Origin of the sequence: Butyricimonas faecalis, from assembly GCF_003991565.1 — a bacterium.
Lineage (GTDB): Bacteria > Bacteroidota > Bacteroidia > Bacteroidales > Marinifilaceae > Butyricimonas > Butyricimonas faecalis.
In genome coordinates this window covers 3,106,056-3,129,895 of sequence record NZ_CP032819.1, presented here as the reverse complement: position 1 = coordinate 3,129,895, position 23,840 = coordinate 3,106,056, and the positions used below count along the sequence as shown (strand labels likewise).

The following is a 23,840-nucleotide window of genomic DNA, read 5'->3' as shown; positions in this document are numbered from 1 at the left end:
AACGACGTGACACAACTAAAAGCCAAAGGTTTCCCGGATGCACAGATCATTATCAAAGACCAACGTTATCGTGTCAGCATCGCGAACTACACGGACAAACAAGAGGCCACCAAACAAAGAGATCTACTCGCCACCCAACTAGGACAAAGCGACATTTGGATCATGCTCCATTAATACATGATAGCCACTACGGCAACAGCGCCATAAATATACCCGGCATACACTTGGGCGGGGGTATGGCGTTTTAAATACAAACGAGCGGAGGCAACAAGGCCGGAAACTAAAATCAGCAAAGGCAACAAATTAATCACATCCCCCAAATACTTTATTCCCAAAATAAAAACAAAACCACACAATGCCCCAATCGCCGTCATGTACATACTGATTTTCCAACGGAGCGTTACGATCATAAAACCGGAAAGCATGATCACCATAATCAGATAAAGCTGCCTCACGATATTAGAATACGGCAAATTGCGAGAGAAATAAAACACGATAAAAGTCCCCGCGATCGTCACCAATACCGGGAACACCCGGTCCTGCTTCTGCATCAGACGGTAACCCTCGATCAAACCGAACCACTTCAACAATGGCAAACAAAGCAGAGGAATCAATATCACCCCAAACAACGTCAGCAAATAAGACATATTCTGCGTGTACGCCGGAACATAAGTAAAAACTGTTCCTGTATGAAATGTGATAAACAACACGTACAAAGGCAAAAGCAAAGGATGAAACAGTATGGACACGGCAAAAGCAAGTATTTTCATATTTCAAAATTATGACTTTTAAACTTCCCTACGAAGTCGGGCTACCGGAATATCCAACAACTGACGATACTTCGCAATCGTTCGGCGGGCAATCTGGTAACCTTTTTTATTCATTAATTCCACCAACTCATCATCCGTGTAAGGCTTACGTTTATCCTCACCGTCCACGATTTCCTTCAACACGTTCTTCAACTCGCCCGTGCTAACTTCCTCTCCACTACTTGTCGGCATACTTCCTGAAAAGAATTGTTTCAACGAATAGATGCCAAACCAAGTTTGTATATATTTAGAATTAGAAACCCTCGAAATGGTAGAAACATCCAGTCCCGTAATATCGGCAATATCCCGGAGAATCATCGGTTTCAACTTACTCTCGTCTCCCGTCAGGAAAAATGGTTTCTGGAACTGCACGATAGCGGTCATCGTCAACATCAGCGTATTATTCCGCTGTTGCACGGCATCAATAAACGAACGGGCCGAATTTAACTTGTATTTCACGAAAGACACCACATCCTTCTTCTCCCGGGAATTCGAATTCTTCTGGTAATCCTCCAACATATTGACATACGACTTGTTCAACCTCAACTCGGGAATATCCCCGTGTTCAAGCTCAACTGCAACTCTCCGTCCACAATATCCAAGTTAAAATCAGGAATAATCTTCTCTGCTCCCGGAACCGAGGAGTCGGAAATCTGTCCGCCCGGTTTAGGATTCAATTTCAGTATCTCGTCCACGGCCTCCTTCAACTCCTCCTCTGAAATCCTCATCCGCTTGGAAATCTTCTCGTAATGCTTTTTCGAGAACTCCTCGAAATAATTCTCCAATATGATCTGGGCATTCATCAAAGCCGGCGTGGACATCTCCGCCAAACGTCGTTTCACCTGCAACAAAAGACACTCCCTCAAATCCCTCGCCCCCACTCCCGGCGGATCAAACTGCTGCACGACATGCAACAAGGACTCGATCTTCTCTTCATCCACCTCGATACCGGCCCCAAAAGCGAGATCATCCACGATATTCTCCACGTCCCGGCGCAAATAACCGTCATCATCTATATTGCCAATAATGTACTCGCAAATCTTTCGATCCTTCTCCTCCAAGTGCTGCGTCCCCAACTGTTGCTCCAGATTCTCCCGGAAAGATACCCCACCGGAAAGCACGAACTCCCGCGCGTCATCATTATTCGAAGCGTTCGAAGTCGTCAACTTATAATCCGGAACATCATCCTCGTCACTAATATAATCATCTAAAGAAAATTCATCCTCCGAAGACTCGTAATTATCCTCTTCCGGTGAATTTTCATCAAAATCCACTTCATCCCCGTCCTCCTTGATATCAACTTCCGGCTCCGGTTTCTCCTCCCCCTCCTCCAAAAGCGGATTTGACTCCAATTCCTCCTTGATCCTCTGTTCAAGCTGATAAGTAGGAAGCTCAAGTAACTTTATCAGCTGTATCTGCAACGGATTGATCTTTAACCCTAATTTCTGTTGTAAATTTTGCTTGAGCATCCTCTTCTATTTCAATTTATTCTTAAAATTCGGCATTTTTCGGTGTCCGCGGGAACGGAATCACATCACGGATATTCCCCATTCCGGTCACGAACAACAACAAACGTTCAAACCCAAGTCCGAACCCGCTATGCTCCGCGGAACCGAACCGTCTGGTATCCAAATACCAAGACATGGATGCAACCGGAATACCGACTTCCTTCATACGGGTCACCAGTTTATCGTAATCCTCCTCACGCTGTGATCCCCCGATAATCTCACCGATTTGCGGGAAAAGCACATCCATCGCGGCAACCGTCTTTCCGTCCGGGTTCTGTTTCATATAAAAAGCCTTGATCTCCTTCGGGTAACCCGTCAAAATCACCGGTTTCTTGAAATGCTTCTCTACCAAGTAACGCTCGTGTTCACTCTGTAAATCCACACCCCAACCCGTTACCGGATACTGGAACTTACCGTTTTTATTTTGCTTGCTGTTTTTCAATATCTCGATAGCCTCCGTGTAAGTAACCCGTTCGAAATCGTGGTTCAACACGAACTGCAACTTCTCGATCAACTCCATGGAACGATCCTCTGCCTTCTTGTCCTTCTCCTCCTCCTGCAAACGCTTGCTCAAGAACAACAAATCATCCATGCAATGCTCCAAAGCATAACGGATCAAATATTTCAAGAAGTCCTCTGCCAAATCCATGTTATCCTCCAAATCATTGAAAGCAACTTCCGGCTCGATCATCCAGAACTCCGACAAGTGACGCGTGGTATTTGAATTCTCTGCCCGGAAAGTGGGTCCGAACGTGTAAATCTTACCTAGTGACATGGCACCCAACTCACCTTCCAACTGACCGCTCACCGTCAAGTTTGTCGATTTTCCGAAAAAGTCCTGTCTGAAATCAACACTTCCATCTTCCAGCAGGGGAGGATTCTTCGCGTCAAGCGTCGTTACCCGGAACATCTCGCCCGCTCCCTCGCAATCCGAAGCCGTGATCAGCGGAGTATGTAAATAATAGAACCCGTGATCGTTAAAATATTGATGAATAGCGAAAGCCATCGCGTGACGAATACGGAATACGGCACCGAAAATATTCGTGCGGAACCTCAAATGAGCCACCTCGCGCAAAAACTCCAGGCTATGCTTTTTCGGTTGTATCGGGTATTTCTCCGGATCAGCTTCACCCATCACGATCACCTCCTTTGCCTGAATCTCATGAGCCTGCCCACTACCCGTACTTTCCACGAGCAATCCTTTCACGTGAACAGCCGCCCCGGTCGTTACTTTCTTCATCACCTCCTCGGCCACCTTCTCCATATCAACTACCACCTGTATATTATTGATCGTAGAGCCGTCATTCAAGGCAATAAAATTCACCTGTTTATTACCGCGTTTGGTTCTCACCCAACCTTTAACCTCAACCTCTTTACCGCAATCTCCTGACTGCAACAATTCTTTGACTGACATTCTACTCGTTTTCATCTGAAAAACATTTAAATATTAAACTTACAACCGCAAAAATAGTATTTTTTCATGTAAAAAACTAGACCACGAACAAATCACTCAAAATCGTATCTGAAATTACCCATCCGGCCTCGCTAATTTTCCATCTTCCCCTCTCCTCGATCAAATCCCCGGAACTCTCGTATTTCCGGACTTGCTCTTGCACCTGTTTCCAAAACACGGCGTAATCTCCCTCCAACTTTTGTTTCTCCATTCCCCACATCGTCCTCAAACTCGTCATCACGTATTCATTATACAAGTCAACAGATGCTAACTCCTCTCTTTCAAATGAAAGCATCCCCTTATCTAAATGATCTATATAAACCTTCAAATTCGCCGTATTCCATTGCCTGGAATGCAGGTCGTAAGAATGCGCCGAAGGACCGAAACCGATGTATGGCTTTTGTTGCCAGTAAGATGTATTGTGACGGGAATATCTCCCGTTCCGGGCAAAATTGGAAATTTCATAATGTTCAAAACCCGACTCTTTCAACCGTTCACACACCCGCTGATAACGTTCGGCCATCACCTCCTCATCCTCCAAGCGAAACTCGCCCCGTTTCACCATATGCTCAAACACCGTATTTGAATCAATACTTAACATATACACGGATAAATGAGCTATTGGCAAACGACTTGCCTTCTCCACGTCATCCAACAACTCCCCCTCCGTCTGCCCCGGTAAACCGATAATCAAATCCATACTTATATTATCAAACCCCATGTTGGCGGCAAGCTCAATCCCCTCTCGCGCTTGTTGGGCCGAGTGCGTCCGGTTAATTCGTTTCAATTGCTCGTCCGAAAAAGACTGCACCCCGATACTCAACCTGTTAAAGCCCAAATCCCTTATCCCCCGCAACTTCTCCTCCGTCAAATCTTCCGGGTTCAGCTCAATTGTACGCTCCGCCCCCGGTACGAAAGAATAATTCGCCTCCAACGTCGCCACGACCCGCTTCAAATCCTCCCATTCCAAGTAAGACGGGGTTCCACCTCCAAAATAAAGCGTATGCACTTCGTCCTCCGGTAAATATCCCTTACGCAAGTCTATTTCCCGCTCGATCGCCTTCAAATACGCCTCTTTCAATTTCAACGAAGCCACCGAATAAAACCCACAATAAAAACATTTACTCCGGCAAAAAGGTACGTGCACGTAGATTCCCATAACATGATTTTAATAGATTCACTGCAAATTAACAACAATTATTCACACCGACCATAAGACTTCAAGGGATTTATTCACTGCCATTCGCGAAATTTTCGATGGCAAAATCTCACCTTATAAGATCTTTAAACCCTGGGAATCAAGACGTCAAACTGATTTAAATCATCATTTCATGACCACTTCATGGTCTCTTCCTGATCATATCTGGATAAAGAATTCAAAAAGTACTTTTAAAGTGCTATTAGAACGCTATTCTCTATAGCGTTTTAATAGCGTTCTAATAGCGTTCTAATAGCGTTTTACACGGAAGTGATACGGAAGCAAACCGCTTGAATTGACTAATTGTCAAATTATTACGCCAATTACACGGTAAAACCAAGAAATAAACACCCCCTATACCGGAAAATACACGCCAATCGTCCGTCATCAAACACATGATTCAGAAGTACATCCAAACACTCCGGCACAAATCTTTTCGCGGAATGTTTTGGAATTCACGTATTAATGTGTAATTTTGCCCCTCATTTTGGAGTGGAGTACTCGCTAAAATTGTAAGGGATACCTTAGCCATGCTCTTTACAATGCACCTGTCTCCGTTGAAAATTATATCAGTTTGCCCGATAAACCTCGTTATTTTCAACCGGATAGAATGCCGAGAGTCCCACGAAGAAATACAAACAGAAGTTTAATTTTTAATTAAAAAAAAGTGGATCAGATTAGTTACAAAACAACTTATGTCAACAAAGCCACTGCACAGAAAGAATGGGTTTTGATTGACGCAGAGAACCAAGTTGTGGGACGTCTTGCCGCTAAAGTTGCGAAACTATTGAGAGGCAAGTACAAACCCAGTTACACTCCCCACGTGGATTGTGGAGACAATGTAATCATTATCAACGTAGAAAAAGTTATCTTCACGGGTAACAAATTAACAGACAAACAGTATCGCAGACACACCCAGTATCCTGGAGGTCAACGGATTTCTACCCCGGCTGAAGAGATGAAAAGATTCCCGGAAAGAATTCTGGAACATGCTGTTAGAGGTATGCTTCCTAAAAATCGCCTTGGAAGAGCTGTATTCAAGAACATGCACCTGTTCGTAGGACCGGAGCACAACCATGAATCACAACAGCCCAAAGTAATTGATATAAACGCACTTAAATAACAAGGTATGGAAGTAGTAAATGCAGTAGGTAGAAGAAAAACAGCGGTAGCCCGCGTTTATCTTAACGAAGGAAAAGGCAATATTACGATCAACAAGAAAAGCCTGGAAGAATATTTCACATTGCCTACCCTCCAGTATATTGTAAAACAACCGCTTGAGTTATTAGGCGTGTTGGGACAATATGACATCAAGGTAAACCTTGTAGGTGGAGGTTTCAACGGACAAGCTGAAGCTTTACGTTTAGGAATTGCCAGAGCATTAGTGAAAGTAAACGCAGAGGATAAATCAAAATTAAGAGCAGCAGGGTTCATGACCAGAGACCCGCGCGAAGTGGAACGTAAGAAACCGGGACGTCCTGGTGCTCGTAAGAGATTCCAATTCTCTAAACGTTAATAGGAGTTTAGTATCTAAATTGGCGGGACTTCTGTGGAGAACTACCCGACAATTGATTAAATTTAAGAATGTAAACTTTAAAGAAGACACAAAATGTCAAATACAAATTTCGACGAATTATTAAATGCAGGTTGTCACTTTGGACACCTTACCCGTAAATGGAATCCTAAAATGGCTCCGTATATTTTCATGGAGCGTAATGATATCCACATTATTGACCTGAACAAAACAGCCATCATGTTGGACAAGGCAAGTGCAGCTTTGAAACAGATCGCTAAATCAGGTAGAAGAATTCTGTTTGTTGCAACAAAGAAACAGGCTAAGGACATTGTTGCTGAAAAAATTTCTAATATCAATATGCCGTTCGTGACTGAAAGATGGCCGGGTGGTATGTTGACCAACTTCCCGACTATTCGTAAAGCCGTGAAGAAAATGACCACCATCGACAAGATGGAAAAAGACGGTACTTTCGCTCACCTTTCAAAACGGGAAAAACTTCAGATCTCTCGTCAAAGAGCAAAATTGGAGAAGAACTTGGGTAGCATCGCTGACTTGACTCGTCTTCCGGCAGCTCTTTTCGTGGTTGACGTGATGAAGGAGTATATCGCTGTAAAAGAAGCTAACACGCTGGGAATTCCAGTATTCGCTATCGTGGATACGAACTCAAACCCGGAAGGAATTGATTTCGTGATCCCGGCTAACGACGACGCTTCAACTTCTATTTCTTTAATCATCGACAAGGTAGCCGGAGCCATCAAAGAGGGTCTGACTGAAAGAAAAGCCGAGAGAGAGAAAGAAGGAGACAAGAAAGGTGCCGAGAAAGCTGAAGCTGCTCAAGACGAAGTGGCTGAAGTAAGCGAAACCGCTTCTGAAGAATAGACTAATTTTTGATTTTAGATTTCAGATTTTAGATTGCATGATCTAACTTCTGAAATCGAATTAACATGGAGATTTAAAGCATATGGAAATAAAAGCAGCAGACGTGATGAAGTTGCGTAAAGCAACAAACGCCGGAATGATGGACTGCAAGCATGCATTACAAGAAGCTGAAGGAGATTTCGACAAAGCCGTTGATATCATCCGTAAGAAAGGTCTTGTTGTTGCAAGCAAACGTGCAGACAGAGAAGCAAAAGAAGGATGCGTTTTGGCCAAAACCGATGGAAAGAATGCAGTTATGGTTTCCTTGAACTGCGAAACGGACTTCGTGGCTAAAAACGAGGGATTCATCGCTTTCACGACGAAGATTCTTGACGCCGCTTTAGCTAACATGCCTGCAACTACCGAAGATTTGTTGGCTATCCAACTGGACGGTAGAAGCATCGCTGACCAGATTTCAGAACAAACCGGTGTTATCGGTGAAAAACTGGAATTGAGCTATTACGGTTTCATAAAAGCAGAAGATTGCGTGATCTACATTCACCCGGGAAACATGTTGGCAACCGTTGTTGGTTTCAACAAAGCAGCTGACACCCAAGTGAAGAAAAATATCGCCATGCAAGTGGCAGCCATGGCTCCTGTTGCTGTGGATAAAGACGGTATTCCTCAAAACGTTATCGATCACGAATTCGAGATCGGTCGCGAAAAAGCTCGTGAAGAAGGTAAACCGGAGAACATGTTGGATAAAATTGCTCAAGGTCGCTTGAACAAATTCTTCCAAGAGTCTACGTTGTTAAACCAAGTTTTCGAGCAAGACGGTAAAATGTCTGTAAGAGAGTACTTGAAGAGTGTAGATAAAGATTTAACTGTTACCGCTTTCTTACGTTTCACGTTGAATGCCTAATACAGGGATAAATCTTTGAAATATAGGAACAGGCTTAGCAATAGGCCTGTTTTTTTATCCACTCACACCCACGATATGCAGCCAGAATACACTTACATTCTTTTAGACCTTGACGGTACGGTCACCGATTCCATGGAAGGGATCACGAAGTCGATCCAATATGCCTTGAAGCACTTCGGGATAGAGGTGAAGGATTTGAACGATTTACGCAAATTCGTGGGTCCCCCGCTGAAAGAGTCCCTGATGGAATTCTGTCATTTCAGCACGGATGAAGCCGAGGAAGGCATCCGGAGGTATCGGGAAAGATTCGCGGAGACGGGCATATACGAAAATGCCGTTTATCCCGGCATGGAGCGTCTTCTGCAGGAATTAAACGAGGCCGGGAAGCAAGTGATGCTGGCTACCGGAAAACCGGCTTATTATGCCGAAAAGATACTTGATCATTTCCACTTGAGTCGTTACTTCAAATTCGTGGGAGGAAGCGGGCTTGACGGTTCTTTATCGCATAAAGACGAGGTGATACGCCATGTGCTGGAAAATAATGATATTTGGGACTTGAGTGACGTTGTGATGGTTGGCGACCGGAAGCACGATATCATCGGGGCTCGCAATACCGGCATTGATTGCATCGGGGTTTTGTACGGCTACGGGGATCGGGAGGAATTAACCCAAGCCGGAGCCAAACGAATTGTCGCATCGGTAGATGAATTAAAACGGGCGTTGTTACCACATAGTCATTAAGACATCTCTCTATTTTTTGAAATATCCTCCCGTCTTACGCGAACCTCTATATTCGATTAAGTTTTTCTCTTTCAACGATCTCAAATAACGTTCGATCGTGGAAGTCCCTTTTTGAAGGAATTGAATAATTTCACCACCTTTAGCACCCGGTTTTTTCTCTAAAAAAGCAAGAATCAAAGTTTCAATCTCATTTATTCCCTCTCCAATATTTATAGGATCATTTATTCCCTCATTTATTCCCTCAGTAACGTTTATAGGATCATTTATTCCCTCATTTATTCCCTCGGTAACGTTTATAGGATCATTTATCCCCTCATTTATTCCCTCAGTAACGTTTATAGGATCATTTATCTTATCATCATAAACACGATTTATTACAGAAACAAATTGCATTCTCTCGGAGTCGTTCACAAATTCTAAATTCGGTTCTTCTCGCAATGCTCGAATAATCCCTGAACCAAGTCCGCGATAAGGCATCATTTTGGCACAGAAGTTAGCGACGAAGGGATTACGCACGACGGCTGTACCCAATTTAATGCTTTCTACGGTTAATCCATCTGGCAGACAACCCGGGCTGATTATTTCTACCCGATTATCAAATATGAGTAACCGCACCGGAGCGTTTCTAGTGTAGTCGCGATGTACAAGAGCGTTTTGAAGTAATTCCTCTAACGCAATCTCAGAAATCTCAAGTTGTCCGATCGAATTAAATCCTCGTCCAGCTTGGACACTATGAAGATTTGCTTTCAGAAAAGACATCCCCTTGTCAAATAATTCAGGCAAAGTTCCGGTTATATCCTTACTATCTCTATAATTAATACCCGCAATATTGTTACCGAAAAAAGAAACCGCTTTTATCATAAAAGTAGGACGAAATTGTTGAGGATTTTTACCAAAAAACAATAATCCGGCTAACGTCATCCTATTTTCTTTCAGAATATTAAGATTTTGTAAAAGTTCCGTATAGGGAACACCAAAAGACTCTTTCTCCCGCCCATATTCTTTACGGATAAATTCATCCAATATACTTCCGTTTACATCCTTTTCGGAAGTGAAAGGAATCGGTTGCTCGTCGGCATAAAGCATCCCAGAACATTGAAACAATCGAATGATTTCACTATTCTCCATGACCTTACGCTTATCAGCCCCCTGTTTCGTCCAAATTACCCCGTGTAAATCCTTGTAAGGTTTATTATCACCTTCCGCAACGCGGGCAACAAGAACAGCACGGTCGTCAATGATCACCGTTTCTGTTTGTATGTAAATAACCGGACGCAACAGATTCGTGGCTATATTTGCCAGTATCGAATTAATTTGCTGAATTTCAGGGTAACGCAAACCCGTAATTTCTCCCGTCTTGTCTTTTATCCCAAATAAAATCATCCCCCCACAAGCGTTAGACATGGCCACCATTTCGGCAGCAATGCTGTCTTGATTAGAGAAATGTTCCTTAAATTGAACCGTACTCGTTTCCCCGCATGCTACAATCTGTTGTAATTCCTTGCTATCCATTTTTTGCCAGTTAATTATCTTACAAAGATAAGGAAACCAACTCTCTCTTAGCGAGAATATTCTTTTTCTTTTACTTTTTCTCCAAGATGGTCACGTAACGGACGAATTTAGGGGAATAGCGTTTTTTATCTGTTTTCGGACGATTATTATTGTCGTAGACATCTATTAAACGCAGATTCACTTTCTCCTGCATCCCGGCAGGAAGGACCTCGGAGGCAGGCTTACCGGAAACCAACACGATAGGCAGAGAGTTCAAGAGGGTCGTATCACTTTTCATGTCCCAAGGTAATATGCGACGACCGGCTTCATATACCAGTTCGATTCTCAATTCCTCATCGGCCGGATAATAGAACGGCAGATGCTGTAACTCTTCAATCTGACGAACAGCTTTAATACTCTTGATTTCCGTGTTATTGAACATGTTGGCGACACGAGACATCAATAGAGTTTCCACAAGAATCAACAGCAATACCACTCCCGTGAATACTTTCATCGATTTAATTCTAACTCCTCCCGCGAAAATAGAATAGGCAGCAAGAAGGAACAGGAGCGAAACGATAATCAAAAGAGACAACCCGATTTCTCCTTCCCGATAAAATAAAAGATAAATGGCAACCGGCATTCCTAAAGCGATTAACGCCGGGATAAAAGCATTCACACGGAACACGATTCGATCACCCGCGGTAAGCGTTTTCTCTTTTGCCGCCATGAATATATAAACGATATAATGCGCCACGACCATCGCTGCCGGGATTAATAACGGCAAGAGATAACGAGTTTTTTTCTCCGGGAAAAAAGAAAGCATGACCAAGGTAACCACGATCCATAAAACAGCAAACGTGTATTCCTTACGCATACGAACTTTCTTTTTCAACCATGGCCAACACAGACCGGTCAAGAGGAATAGCGCCCAGATTCCCGACTCGGCAAAGAACAACCAGTAGTAATACCAGGGACGAACATTTCTCTCGATCCATGCCGTCGATTCTTTTGCTAGCACGGATAAAGCGGTCTCCCGGTGGAATACATACAAGTAAAGCGGCCACCAAAAGCTGATAACGATAAACAACAGCAACATGACCGCGATAGGCCCACCTTTTCCCTTGAGAGAAGGCCGATAGATGCATATATATGAAATCAGGAAAGGCAACAATAACGCATAGAATGCCACAGGTCCTTTACCAAGGAAAGAGAGCCCCAAGAATACCCCGGCCCAGATAAAATTAGCCCAACTCGTTCGCACGCTCTTTATTCCCCGATAAAAGAAGAATATAGCACCCAACATGAAGCTATGGCAATAAATGTCCCATGTTGCCACCCGTCCTGCCATAATGACATTGAAACTCGTTGCCAACACTAACGCGGAGAGTAAAGCCAACAGTCTGTTACCACTTAAGGCCAAAGCAAGGAAGTAGAGGAAAAAAGCCATCATCGTGGCCATAATTCCCGCAGCAGCACGCTGCAAAGATATATTATCCGGTTGTAAATACTCGATTCCCGCGGCAACCCATGTCGGAAGAGGCGGTTTTTCCAAACGCAATTCACCGTTCATCGTGGGTACCAACCAATTGTCATATTCAATCATTTCATGTGCCGTAACCAAATTACGGGACTCCATAATATCCTCATAAACAGAACCGTTATTCACGAAAAAAGCGAACCAACAAACGACAAGAATAAAGAGATAATGAATATAATTTTTCTGCATAATCTTATGTACACGTTTAGATTAGAGTGCAAATTTATAATAATAAAACTATTTCCAAGAGCATATCCTTCAAATAATGCTGGAAGAATTTTTTTCTCCAGCTGTAACAAAAAAGAAACATTTTTGGTATATATTTCGGAACTGTTTTGGCGTGAAAAGGATTTACATACTAACAATCATGAAAATTGAACGATATTTTATATTGCTTATTTTGGTGATTCCCGTGTTGATCCTACGGGATTTTACACCAAACAACGAACTGAAGTACCTTAGTATCGTTGACGAGGCCCTACGAGACGGGCACTTCTTTACTTTCTATCATCAGGGAGAACTCTATGCGGACAAACCGCCCCTTTATTTCTGGCTATTCATGTTAAGCAAGTGGATATGGGGAGAATACAATATGTTCAGCCTTTCGCTTTTTTCCATCATTCCCGCCTTGATTTCCATTTATATCATGAATAAATGGGTTGAAGAAGATACCACCCCATCCCTGAGATGGAGCGGTTCGCTAATGCTTTTCACAAGTGCATTTTTTATTGGCTCGGGGCTTGTGCTGCGGATGGATATGTTGATGTGCATGTTTATTCTTCTTGCCCTGTACACGTTTTATAAACGCTATTCGGGGAAGGGGAGGCCAAGGGATCGGTTCTTGTTACCTTTTTATATATTCATGGCGATTTTCTCGAAAGGGCCGATTGGGTTTATCGTTCCCTTGATTACCATGTTTGTCTTCCTGTTGGTAAAAAGAGACATCCGTTCTCTCGGCCGGTATTTCGGTTGGCTGGAATGGGGAATTTTATTGGGATGCTGCGCGATATGGTTTCTCGGAATTTATCTTGAGGGCGGAGCAACCTACTTGAACAACCTTCTTTTTCATCAAACCATAAACCGGGCGGTTGATTCGTTCGATCACAAAAAAGCATTCTGGTATTACGGGGTGACGTTCTGGTACTCCGTGGCCCCCTGGTCTATCCTGTACATCGCGACAATCCTTATCGCGATAAAAAAGAGAGTACTCACGACAGATAAAGAAAAACTTTTTCTTACGGCAATTGTCTCCACTTTCGTGATTCTCTCCCTGTTCAGCGGGAAACTGGATATCTACATGTTGCCCCTGTTCCCGTTCTTCACGTATCTGACAATCTTGTTACTCCCCAAGATCAAGGAGAAATGGGTTGCATTTTCCGTGTATATTCCGGTGGCAGTGCTTACCATCGCTCCCATCGCGACATTCTTTATCCGCGACAAGTTCAATGTTCCCGACTCACCATTTATTTACGTGGCCATCATAACCTTGTTCATCTTCAGTTTGACAGCCTGCTACATGCTATATCGCAAGCGGGTATTCCAGGCTATTAATTGTGTCGCACTGGGTATTCTGTCCACGTTGTTCACGGGAGCCTTCGCCTTACCCCGAATTAATCCATACATCGGTCTTACAACGATGGCTACCGAAGCGCATCACATATGCGAGGAAGAGCATATTGACCACTATTATTATTACAAGTTTCGCGGCGGGGAGAACATGGATGTCTATTTGCACGAAGAGGCCATGAAGATCACGAGCGAGGATTCATTGTTTAATATTTACCGGAAAGGCAACTGCATGATTTTTGTCAAAGAAAAGAATGTTACACGTTCCCCGGTGCTCTCCAATTGGATTCAACAAGTCCATCACGAGAAGGTCGGCAACTTTTACCTTATCCACCCGGACGACTCATTAGTCCCCGGCTCTTTTGGACAGGTAAATATTTCGACTGTAAGCAATTAATCCGGTTGACTGCCCTAGAATTAACACGGGGTCACTCCGATAAATAGCGTAAGAAACGATGATTAAAGAACCGAAAAGACTGATCACCCAAAAGCCAATCGGCAGAAGTGATTCGTCTTTTCGCTTGGAATAAATCCACTGGTAAACAAAACGCAGGGTAAAAATAATCTGCCCCATAGACCCATAAACCAAGAGCCACAATGGGATTTTTTCGTTCCGAAAGAACTGATCAACAAAGATACCCGCATCTTTAAGCATGTATAGAATTGCCACCACCGGGGTCAAAAGCAATAGCGTCCGGATGATAACCGGCAATTTTTTCCATTGGTGCTTTTTGTCCAAATTCCAAATATAAATATAATAAGATATGATTTGCCCCAGAATAATGGCAAAGTCATCCCTCAACCATCCATATACAAATAACAGGTAAGCCCCCACGATACTCAACTGCCAGAAAATAGCCGGAGAGATTACTTTTTTAGCCCGTTCAGACAAGAACCATTGTAAAAGAATCCGGGCGGAGAAAAACACCTGAGCAAGAAATCCTATAACGTATATCATTTTACAAACTAAAAAGTTTAAAGATAAAACTAAAAACCAGGAAGTATATCTCAAGAATTCAAATTATTCTCGGCTACCTGATAGTTGATATATCTTTTTCTCATCCAGCGGTAAGCAAAACAATCCTTAAACGGTCCCACCAAACGATTGGCCAGGTTGTACTTTGACTTTCCGGCAATACGCGGGAAGTGGCGTACCGGGACCTGTTTCACTTGTCCTTCCTGCAATTGGATCAAGGCTGGCAGGAAACGATGCATTCCCGTGAAGAAGGGAATCCTTTTGGCATAATCCGTTCTCAAAACCTTTAACGGACAACCTGTATCTTCGACACCGTCGTGCGTCATCATTCGGCGAAAGCCATTCGCGATACGAGAAGACATATTCTTGACGAAACTATCCTTCCGTCCGGTACGGATTCCCATGACCATCTCATATTGATCCACGAACTCCAACAATTTATTAAAATCTTGTGGCGTTGTTTGGAGATCAGCATCGATGTAGCCGACCCATCTTGAGAAACTATTGTCGATACCGGCTTTCATGGCGGCACTTAATCCCCCGTTTCGAGCCAGGTTTAAAAAGAAAAATGCTTCGTTACGCCCACAAACGTCCCGAATCAAACGTTCGCTATCATCTTTCGAACCGTCGTTCACGAATAACACGCAAGAAGTCACCTTCGCATTCTTTAAAAACTCTCCCAATTCTTTTTCTAACCTTAAGATATTCCCTTCTTCGTTATACACTGGAACAATGATAGTTAACTGATAGTTCGCGGTCTTATTCATCTGCCGAAAAATTTATATTATGAATTTAAATTATAGTTATAACAAAAATCATTAGCTTTGTTGTTATGTTTTTGCGTGCAGAAACAACGTTTTTTTCTGGTTTTTGTTATAAAATTTAAAACGAACAAAGATATGCAATATAACCGAATTTTGTTAAAACTCAGTGGAGAATCTTTAATGGGCGAGCAAAAATATGGTATTGACACCCGGTGTTTGGAAAGCTATGCCCGCCAAATTCATGAAATCGCGGAAATGGGAATCCAGATCGGAATTGTCATCGGAGGAGGAAACATTTTTAGAGGGCTGAGTGGAACAAATAAAGGTTTTGACCGGGTAAAAGGGGACAATATGGGAATGTTGGCCACCGTAATTAACAGTTTGGCTTTAAGTTCCGCCTTGGATAATGAAGGTTGTAAAAACAAGGTGCTAACGGCCATACGCATGGAGCCTATCGGGGAATTCTACTCGAAAGCCAAAGCCATGGAATATTTGAAATCCGGACACGTGACAATCATCAGCGGGGGTACGGGAAATCCTTACTTCACGACCGACACGGCCAGTAGCTTAAGAGCCATCGAAATCGAGGCAGACGCCATGTTTAAAGGAACCCGCGTGGACGGAATTTACACGGCTGACCCAGAAAAGGACTCTACGGCGACGAAATTCGACAAGATCACGTATGATGAAATATACAACCGGGGACTTAAAGTCATGGATTTGACGGCAACAACGCTATGTAAAGAGAATCATTTACCAATTATCGTGTTCAACATGGATCAGCCGGGAAACTTGAAAAAGGTCATTCTGGGAGAAAATATCGGAACCATCGTGTACTAATTGAAAATGGGGAATGAAAAGAAAAGTTCCCCTGTTGTTTTCAATAATTAATCATGAGTGAAGAAAAAAGAAATATACTAAATACTATAAATTCTCCCGATGATTTGAAAAAGGTGCCGGAAGATGACCTGATTCAATTGTGCAAGGAGTTACGGGAGAAAATCATTGACGAGTGTTCGGAACACCCAGGGCATTTCGGTGCCGGGCTGGGAGTTGTTGAACTGACGGTAGCATTACATTACGTGTTTGATGCCCCTTACGATAACATCATATGGGATGTCGGCCATCAGGCTTATCCTCATAAGATTTTGACCGGCAGGAGGGACAATTTCTCTACCAACCGGCAATACAAAGGCCTTAGCGGTTTTCCGAAAAGAAGTGAAAGTAAATACGACGCTTTCGGAACGGGACACTCCTCGACATCTATCTCTGCCGCTTTAGGCATGGCTGTCGCGGCCAAGATGAACGGTGAGGAAGACCGCCAGTCGGTTGCCATCATCGGCGACGGTGCCATGACCGGAGGATTGGCTTTCGAAGGTTTGAATAATGCCGGCATAAACAACGCCAACTTGTTAGTCATTCTAAATGATAACAACATGGCCATCGATCCCAACGTGGGCGGGATAAACGAGTATTTACTGGACATCACGACCTCAAAGACTTACAACAAGCTCAAGGATGACATCTGGCATATCCTCGGACGGATCAACAAAATCAGTCCGGGTGCCCGAAACTTTATCCAGAAAATAGATAATAGTATCAAATCACTCATGTTACGTCAAAGTAACTTGTTCGAGGCCCTTGGTTTCCGATACTTCGGCCCCGTGGACGGGCACGACGTGAATCACCTCATCAAAGTACTGCGGGATCTGAAGGATATAAAAGGTCCCAAACTTTTGCACTGTATCACGGTGAAGGGGAAAGGCTTCAAACAAGCAGAGATTGACCAAACGACATGGCATGCACCGGGGAAATTCAATAAAGAAACCGGGGAAATCATTAAAGAGAGTAAACCTAACACCCCGCCTAAATTTCAAGACGTGTTCGGACACACCATACTGGAACTGGCACACACGAACCCCAAGATCGTGGGGATAACACCAGCCATGCCTAGCGGATGTTCCTTGAACATCATGATGAAAGAAATGCCGGATCGGTGTTTTGACGTGGGGATTGCCGAACAACACGCCGTTACTTTTTCAGCCGGGTTAGCAGCACAAGGCTACGTCCCGTTCTGTAACATATATTCCTCTTTCATGCAACGCGCATACGATCAAGTCATTCATGACGTGGCTCTTCAAAAGCTTAACGTTGTATTCTGTCTTGATCGAGGAGGTTTGGTCGGAGCCGACGGGGCCACGCACCACGGGGCATTTGACCTGGCGAGCTTCCGGTGTATCCCCAACATGACGATTGCCTCCCCGTTGAACGAGGAAGAATTACGAAATATGATGTACACGGCTCAACTACCAGATCAGGGACCTTTTTCCATCCGTTACCCGCGAGGCTGTGGAAGCATGATAGAATGGCGTACTCCTTTTAAAGAATTAACCATCGGCAAAGGCCGTTGCCTAATCGAAGGTGACGACATTGCCATTATTTCTATTGGAGCTATCGGTAATGAAGCCCTAAAAGCGATACAAAAGACGACCGACCGATCCGTCGCTTTTTACGATATGCGGTTTCTTAAACCGATAGATGAAGAATTACTTCACAGTATCTTTCGCAAGTTCAAAAAAATCATTACCTTAGAGGACGGAACAATTGTCGGAGGATTAGGTAGTGCAGTAATCGAATTTATGGTGGACCACGGCTATTCGGCTAAAATAGTGCGGCTCGGTATCCCGGATCACTTCGTGGAACATGGAAGCCAGCAACAACTTTACCACGAATGCGGGTATGATTGCGAATCCATCTATCAGACAATCTGTTCGATATAAACAACAATAGATTAATTATGAAAGAAGAGGCTTTATTACCAGACGTAAGCGAATGTATCGGCAAATTCAAGCTGACATTTAAAAACGTAAGCGACTCGGAAATCGAGGCCTTGTTCGCTGACACCACCATTAAATTCCACAAAAAAGGAGAGTATATCTATAACGAGGGAGCCCGCATCAAGGGTTGCTATTTCCTTTTTTCGGGTATCGTGAAAATCTTTCAAACCGGAGTGGCCGGAAAAGATCAAATCATCCGTTTCGGGAAAGAAGGAGATATTTTCGGGTTCCGTTCTGTCATCCGCAATGAAGCTGCCTGTACTTCAGTGGAAACCATTTCTGACTGTACCTTGTGTTATATTCCCAATACTTCTTTGATGCACATAATCACCCATAGTCCCAATTTCGCTTATGAAATGATGCAAATTGCCTGCGAGGAACTAGGAGTGGCTAATCATTACATCCGGGATATCGCCCAAAAATCCGTGAAAGCCCGGTTGGCAGAAATCTTGCTATTGATAGCCTCGGATTTCGGACAGGAAGAAGATGGCACGTTAAAACTTAACGTTTCGCGGGAAGACTTGAGCAATTTCGTGGGAACCGCCACGGAAACACTTATCCGGTTACTTTCCGACTTGAAAAACGAAGGAATTGTCGAAATAAAGGGGAGAAAAATAAAATTATTACAGCAAGATAAATTACAACAAATCACAAACGGTTGAAGATTGCAATATTTACAAAAATTGTTTTTTCTCTCTTTTTCTTTGGTTAATTTACTCTTTTTTTGTTATTTGGCCGCAAAATTAAATCACTATTTAAAGATATGAAGAAAATACTCCTCACTTTACTTTGGGGTACTTGTTTTTTTGTTGCACAAGCTCAAGAAGAGTTACTAAAGTTACAAGCAGAAACGCGTATAGACTATCAACGCGAGTATGTAGACGGAACATCTATCCATTCCAATTCCGGATTTAAAGGAAAATATTTAAACGTTATTATCAGCGGAACGATCGCAAAGCAGTTTTCCTATTCCTACAGGCAACGTCTTAACAAAGCCCACTCGGACCAAAGTTTTTTTGATGCCACAGATTGGCTGTATTTAACCTATCGCCCCGATGAACAGTGGAGTCTATCGGTGGGTAAGCAAGTTGTAGGCATCGGGGGCTACGAGTACGACCGCGCTCCTATAGACCTCTATTTCTGTTCGGAATATTGGAACAACATTCCTTGTTATCAAATGGGAATTAGTGCAGACTACAGTTTTAACCGCGGGAAGGACAAAGTAATGTTTCAACTCTGCCAAAGTCCTTTCCGTGCTTACGCGGACGATATGTACGCTTACAATCTTATGTGGATCGGTGCACACGGTTGGTTCAACACCATCTATTCCGTGAACATGATCGAGTATCAACCCGACAAATTTATCAACTACATCGCGTTGGGACATCGTTTAGAGTTCGGGAAAACCGCCTTGGAACTTGATTTTATGAACCGGGCTGCCGATCATCAGACATACTTTTTTAAGAATTGTTCCGTAATGGGAGAACTCTCCTATCGTCCATCGGAAAGCTTTAACTTATTCGGGAAAGTGACCTATGATGTGAACAGGACTCAGGTGGGGGCAGACTATTGCGTACTCCCCGGCACGGAACTTACTTACGTGGGCGGCGGGGTAGAATTTTACCCGATAAAAAACAATAGGAATTTACGCTTACACGCTTTCTATTCTTACGCTTTCGGTCACAACGGAAACACGGAAGGAGCCATCCTTCCCGAACAAAACATGCTAAGCATAGGAATAAAATGGAAAGTTGACTTTCTTTCATTCATGAACAAAAAATAAATTTTAATCCGTATTATAAATTATGACTGCAAATTTTCTTCGCCGGTGCTGGCAAGCCATTCCTAGCGGAATCGTTTGCCTTGCCGTAATCTTTGCCCTGTTCGGGTATATTGCTTCTGTCATGGGGACGCCGAATATGTTGAATACCATCATGAAAACGGCCCATGATTTATTACTAAATACCGTGTTCTATTTGATGGGCATCTGCGTCATAACCGGTGCTCTCGGACGATTGTTTGTCGAATTTGGCGTTGTCAACTTGCTTGAAAAAATGCTACGTCCACTGATGCGCCCGTTATTCAACCTGCCGGGAGTGGCTTCTTTGGGAGCCGTGATGACATTCCTTTCAGACAACCCGGCCATCATTTCGTTGTCTCAGGACAAGCGCTTCAGCAATTTTTTCAAAAAGTATCAATTTATCTCCTTGACCAACTTTGGAACCGCCTTCGGTATGGGTCTGTTGGTCATTGTTTTCATGATAGGACAAGGTTTCTTTCTTGAACCGTTTATCGGACTATTCGGAGCATTTATAGGCTGTATCGTCTCCACCCGTCTGATGCAACGCGCCATTCTGAAATCACACCCACAATACGCGGAAGAAAATGCCTGCGATGAAGAGATTGTCGTAGAAGTGGAGTGCAAAGAAGAAAAGACGCTCTTTTTACGAATCCTCAACTCACTGCTTGATGGGGGACGAACGGGGGTTGACATCGGTATCGCCATCATTCCGGGAGTGCTGATCATTTCCACACTGGTTATGATACTGACCTTTGGCCCGGGCGCAGACGGATACACGGGTGCCGCTTACCAAGGGGTTGAAGTTCTTCCTTGGCTGGCCAATAAAGTAGATTTTATCTTCCGCTGGCTGTTCGGATTCACAGATCCGCACTTGATTGCATTCCCCATCACAGCCTTGGGTGCGGTAGGAGCAGCCCTCGGATTGGTTCCCAATTTCTTGACAGAAGGCTGGATAGACGGAAATGCCATTGCCGTATTTACTGCCATTGGAATGTGTTGGAGTGGATATCTTAGTACTCACACGGCCATGCTCGACTCGCTCGGCTACCGGGAACTGACCTCCAAAGCTATCTTGTCGCACACCGTCGGTGGTCTAGTGGCAGGCGTCACAGCACATTGGCTATATGTTTTAGTCTCTTTATTTTAAATGAAAAAACAATTAGGCATTATCTCTCATTAAAAAATAGGAACATATTGATTTAAAATCACGCAATATGCCTATATTTGTACAGGATAAATTTAAACTCAAATAACTTATGCCACAGATCTCAGAAAAAGGAATGGCGATGCCTTCTTCGCCCATCCGTAAACTCGTTCCGTTCGCGGACAAAGCTAAAGAAAGGGGTATCAAAGTATACCACTTGAACATCGGACAACCGGATATTCCAACTCCCGATGTTGCATTACAGGCATTAAAAAACTGTAACGAAAAAGTGATTGCATACACTCACTCTGCAGGAAATATTTCCTACAGGAAGAAATTAGCCAAATATTACCAAAACATCGGTATCAATATCGATGAAAACAACATCATGATCACGACCGGAGGCTCCGAAGCCATCACGATCGCTTTCATGTCTACATTAAACCCGGGTGACGAGATTATCATCCCCGAACCATTCTACGCAAACTACACGGCTTTCGCTTTAATGTGCGGCGTGAAGGTAAAAACAGTTACTTCTTCCATCGAGAATAACTTTGCCTTACCCCCAATCAGTGAAATCGAGAAAGTAATCACTCCTCGCACGAAAGGAATCGTGATCGTGAACCCGAATAACCCGACAGGTTACCTGTATTCTAAAGAAGAATTGGAACAACTGGCGGTTATCGTGAAAAAACATGATTTGTACTTGTATGCAGACGAGGTATATCGTGAATTCTGTTATGACGGTTACAAGCATTTCTCCACCATGCAGTTGGCAGGTATCGAACAAAACGTTATCCTCTTGGATTCCGTTTCAAAGAGATATAGCGAATGCGGATTGCGCGTGGGAGCTTTAGTAACCCGCAACAAAGAAGTAATGGTTGCAGCCTTGAAGTTTGGTATGGCTCGTTTGTGTGCCCCGGCTATCGGACAAATCATTGCCGAAGCATCGTTGGATACCCCGACCGAATATTTCGAAAGCGTATACAACGAGTATATCGAAAGACGTGATTTCATGGTGGAAGCCCTGAACAAAATGCCGGGAGTTGTTTGTCCGAAACCCAAAGGAGCTTTCTACGCCGTGGTAAAACTTCCCGTGGATGATGCTGATACATTTGCAAAATGGTTGCTGGAAGAGTTTGAGTACAACAAACAAACCGTAATGGTTGCTCCTGCCAGCGGCTTCTATTCTACCCCGGGGCTTGGAAAAAATGAAGTTCGTATCGCTTACGTACTCAAAATCGAGGAATTGAAAGGAGCCATGGAAACATTAGCCAAAGCTCTTGAAGTATATCCCGGAAGAGTATAACACGATAAGCTGAAAAATCCTGTGATTTAGCCATTCTTGGTGCCAAGATTTAATGGCTAAATCACAGTTTTTATATCCCCCAATGGATAACCCGTATAAACTAGGGCTCCCTCTCCTCATTTTCAACCGTCAATTTTCAAATGTCAATTTTCTTGCCTATCTTTGTTTCGTGATTTCTAATAACTAAAATTACAACATGACTTCGGATTCCCAATTTAACGCGATCAGACCCTATATCGGAGAAGAAATTCCAGCAGCCGTAGAGCGCTTGAGTCAAGCAGAAGAATTTCTGTCTCTTTTCTCCCAAATGACAAGAGTTGATAAGAGCAAAATTCAAGAACAACTAAAAGGCATCACGAGCAGAGAGCAATTTCAAGCTCAATTTTTTGGTCCGACCATTCAACGGTTAATTGCCGGAACGACCAAAGGAGTTACTGTCACTGGCTTGGAATACATCGAAAAAGATAAAAGTTATCTTTTTGTGTCCAACCACCGGGATATCATCCTGGATTCTGCCATCCTCAACGTACTATTGTGCGAGCGAGGCTGCCATTACTGCGAGGCTGCCATCGGGAGTAATCTATTGATCAATAAATGGGTTACCGACTTGGTCAAACTGGATGCCTGTTTCATCATTGAACGCGGCCTTCCGGTAAGAGATATGATTACCAGTGCCAACCTACGTTCCCACTACTTGCGGGATGTCATTTATGAAAATAAAGATTCCGTCTGGATTGCCCAGAAAGAAGGACGTACAAAGAACGGTGACGACCGCACGCAGCATAGCCTGTTGAAAATGTTCCGCATGAGTGGTCCCAAAGATTTCGTGGAAAACTTTAAAGAACTCCGGGTTGTTCCGGTATCTATTTCCTACGAATGGGAACCTTGTGACGATCTGAAAACAGACGAATTATACCAGAAAACCGTGGGAGAATACGTGAAAACCCCGGCTGCCGATATGCGAAGCATGCAACAAGGCTTATCGGGCTTCAAGGGACGGGTTCATTTCGCGATCACCCCTCCCATCGACCATGAACTAATCGAGATCGACGAACAAGCCAACAATAGTGACCGGATCGCGGAACTTGCTGCGTTCATGGATGCCCGCATTCAAGGGAACTTCAAATTGTGGCCGAATAATTATATTGCCTATGATCTACTTCATAGCACGAACAAATTCGCATCCAAATACAATGACGAGGAAAAAGAAAACTTTATCCGCGTGATGGCTGAAAAACTGGATAAATTAGAAGGGAACCGTTCTATTCTGAACAACATCTTCCTTGAAATTTATGCCAACCCCGTTAAAAATTCCATTGAACACAATTATTCATCACCCCTATGCGAATAGCCAAATACTTATTAATCTTAGCCGCTTTCTTGATCATGATTTCCAGCGTACTCAGC

At 43.5% G+C, this 23,840-nt stretch carries 21 protein-coding genes and 1 pseudogene; 14 read left to right on the top strand and 8 right to left on the bottom strand.

Translation table 11 applies throughout. The features are described from left to right. Positions 1–6: 6 nt before the first annotated feature. On the top strand, positions 7–174 hold the full coding sequence (locus D8S85_RS13360) for an SPOR domain-containing protein (RefSeq protein ID WP_240648655.1): 168 nt from the start codon (positions 7–9) through the stop codon (positions 172–174). On the opposite strand, the gene D8S85_RS13355 is transcribed toward D8S85_RS13360, so the two are convergent. From D8S85_RS13355 to hemW, 4 genes and pseudogenes are all read right to left on the bottom strand, one after another. Continuing rightward, positions 171–770: a PAP2 family protein gene (locus D8S85_RS13355; RefSeq protein WP_228423223.1), complete on the bottom strand. Its 600-nt coding sequence runs from the start codon at positions 768–770 to the stop codon at positions 171–173. The genes D8S85_RS13360 and D8S85_RS13355 overlap by 4 nt on opposite strands. Positions 771–788: 18 nt before the next feature. Then, positions 789–2,278: pseudogene (gene rpoN, locus D8S85_RS13350) on the bottom strand (RNA polymerase factor sigma-54). 22 nt (positions 2,279–2,300) lie between these two features. After that, entirely contained in the window at positions 2,301–3,746 is a 1,446-nt protein-coding gene (asnS, locus tag D8S85_RS13345; protein WP_172726516.1) for an asparagine--tRNA ligase, read from the bottom strand. A gap of 61 nt (positions 3,747–3,807) precedes the next feature. Further along, entirely contained in the window at positions 3,808–4,929 is a 1,122-nt protein-coding gene (hemW, locus tag D8S85_RS13340; protein ID WP_106481100.1) for a radical SAM family heme chaperone HemW, read from the bottom strand. A gap of 706 nt (positions 4,930–5,635) precedes the next feature. On the opposite strand from hemW, the gene rplM reads away from it, so the two are divergent. The 5 genes from rplM (at position 5,636) to D8S85_RS13315 (ending at position 9,005) form a co-directional block, all read left to right on the top strand. Next, positions 5,636–6,091, top strand: a complete 456-nt coding sequence (rplM, locus tag D8S85_RS13335) for a 50S ribosomal protein L13 (RefSeq protein ID WP_027200744.1) — start codon at positions 5,636–5,638, stop codon at positions 6,089–6,091. A gap of 6 nt (positions 6,092–6,097) precedes the next feature. After that, complete coding sequence (rpsI, locus tag D8S85_RS13330) at positions 6,098–6,484, top strand: 30S ribosomal protein S9 (RefSeq protein WP_027200745.1); 387 nt, start codon at positions 6,098–6,100, stop codon at positions 6,482–6,484. Positions 6,485–6,577: 93 nt separating this feature from the next. Continuing rightward, positions 6,578–7,363, top strand: a complete 786-nt coding sequence (gene rpsB, locus D8S85_RS13325; protein ID WP_127075222.1) for a 30S ribosomal protein S2 — start codon at positions 6,578–6,580, stop codon at positions 7,361–7,363. A gap of 82 nt (positions 7,364–7,445) precedes the next feature. Further along, the gene (gene tsf, locus D8S85_RS13320; RefSeq protein ID WP_106481098.1) at positions 7,446–8,264 is read left to right on the top strand and encodes a translation elongation factor Ts; all 819 of its coding nucleotides are present in this window, start codon (positions 7,446–7,448) and stop codon (positions 8,262–8,264) included. A gap of 75 nt (positions 8,265–8,339) precedes the next feature. Continuing rightward, positions 8,340–9,005, top strand: a complete 666-nt coding sequence (locus D8S85_RS13315; RefSeq protein WP_127075220.1) for an HAD family hydrolase — start codon at positions 8,340–8,342, stop codon at positions 9,003–9,005. A 9-nt stretch (positions 9,006–9,014) separates the two neighbouring features. Here D8S85_RS13315 and D8S85_RS13310 read toward each other — a convergent pair whose 3' ends face one another. Both D8S85_RS13310 and D8S85_RS13305 read right to left on the bottom strand, forming a co-directional pair. Continuing rightward, positions 9,015–10,517, bottom strand: a complete 1,503-nt coding sequence (locus D8S85_RS13310) for an RNA-binding domain-containing protein (RefSeq protein ID WP_106481096.1) — start codon at positions 10,515–10,517, stop codon at positions 9,015–9,017. A gap of 70 nt (positions 10,518–10,587) precedes the next feature. Then, entirely contained in the window at positions 10,588–12,225 is a 1,638-nt protein-coding gene (locus tag D8S85_RS13305) for an ArnT family glycosyltransferase (RefSeq protein ID WP_106481095.1), read from the bottom strand. A 178-nt stretch (positions 12,226–12,403) separates the two neighbouring features. On the opposite strand from D8S85_RS13305, the gene D8S85_RS13300 reads away from it, so the two are divergent. Further along, positions 12,404–13,999 (top strand): ArnT family glycosyltransferase, encoded by a 1,596-nt coding sequence (locus tag D8S85_RS13300; protein ID WP_158641582.1) that lies wholly within the window; start codon positions 12,404–12,406, stop codon positions 13,997–13,999. Here D8S85_RS13300 and D8S85_RS13295 read toward each other — a convergent pair. Together D8S85_RS13295 and D8S85_RS13290 are read right to left on the bottom strand one after the other, a co-directional pair. After that, a complete protein-coding gene (locus tag D8S85_RS13295; protein ID WP_106481093.1) occupies positions 13,949–14,560 on the bottom strand; it encodes a lipid-A-disaccharide synthase N-terminal domain-containing protein in 612 nt (203 codons plus the stop codon). The genes D8S85_RS13300 and D8S85_RS13295 overlap by 51 nt on opposite strands. A 50-nt stretch (positions 14,561–14,610) precedes the next feature. Next, entirely contained in the window at positions 14,611–15,345 is a 735-nt protein-coding gene (locus D8S85_RS13290; RefSeq protein WP_106481092.1) for a glycosyltransferase, read from the bottom strand. A 132-nt stretch (positions 15,346–15,477) separates the two neighbouring features. Between D8S85_RS13290 and pyrH the strand changes: the two genes are divergently transcribed. The 7 genes from pyrH to D8S85_RS13255 all read left to right on the top strand — a co-directional run bounded on the left by pyrH (position 15,478) and on the right by D8S85_RS13255 (position 23,784). Then, entirely contained in the window at positions 15,478–16,182 is a 705-nt protein-coding gene (gene pyrH / locus D8S85_RS13285; protein ID WP_106625100.1) for a UMP kinase, read from the top strand. Between the two features lie 53 nt (positions 16,183–16,235). After that, positions 16,236–18,122, top strand: a complete 1,887-nt coding sequence (dxs, locus tag D8S85_RS13280) for a 1-deoxy-D-xylulose-5-phosphate synthase (RefSeq protein WP_106481091.1) — start codon at positions 16,236–16,238, stop codon at positions 18,120–18,122. Between the two features lie 17 nt (positions 18,123–18,139). Further along, the gene (locus tag D8S85_RS13275; RefSeq protein WP_106481090.1) at positions 18,140–18,841 is read left to right on the top strand and encodes a Crp/Fnr family transcriptional regulator; all 702 of its coding nucleotides are present in this window, start codon (positions 18,140–18,142) and stop codon (positions 18,839–18,841) included. 101 nt (positions 18,842–18,942) lie between these two features. Next, the gene (locus tag D8S85_RS13270; RefSeq protein WP_106481089.1) at positions 18,943–19,962 is read left to right on the top strand and encodes a porin; all 1,020 of its coding nucleotides are present in this window, start codon (positions 18,943–18,945) and stop codon (positions 19,960–19,962) included. Positions 19,963–19,984: 22 nt separating this feature from the next. Beyond that, positions 19,985–21,127, top strand: coding sequence for a nucleoside recognition domain-containing protein (locus D8S85_RS13265; RefSeq protein ID WP_106481088.1), 1,143 nt, complete (start codon positions 19,985–19,987; stop codon positions 21,125–21,127). Between the two features lie 109 nt (positions 21,128–21,236). Further along, entirely contained in the window at positions 21,237–22,433 is a 1,197-nt protein-coding gene (locus D8S85_RS13260) for a pyridoxal phosphate-dependent aminotransferase (RefSeq protein ID WP_106481087.1), read from the top strand. Positions 22,434–22,629: 196 nt separating this feature from the next. Further along, positions 22,630–23,784: a 1-acyl-sn-glycerol-3-phosphate acyltransferase gene (locus D8S85_RS13255; protein WP_106481086.1), complete on the top strand. Its 1,155-nt coding sequence runs from the start codon at positions 22,630–22,632 to the stop codon at positions 23,782–23,784. Positions 23,785–23,840: the final 56 nt, after the last annotated feature.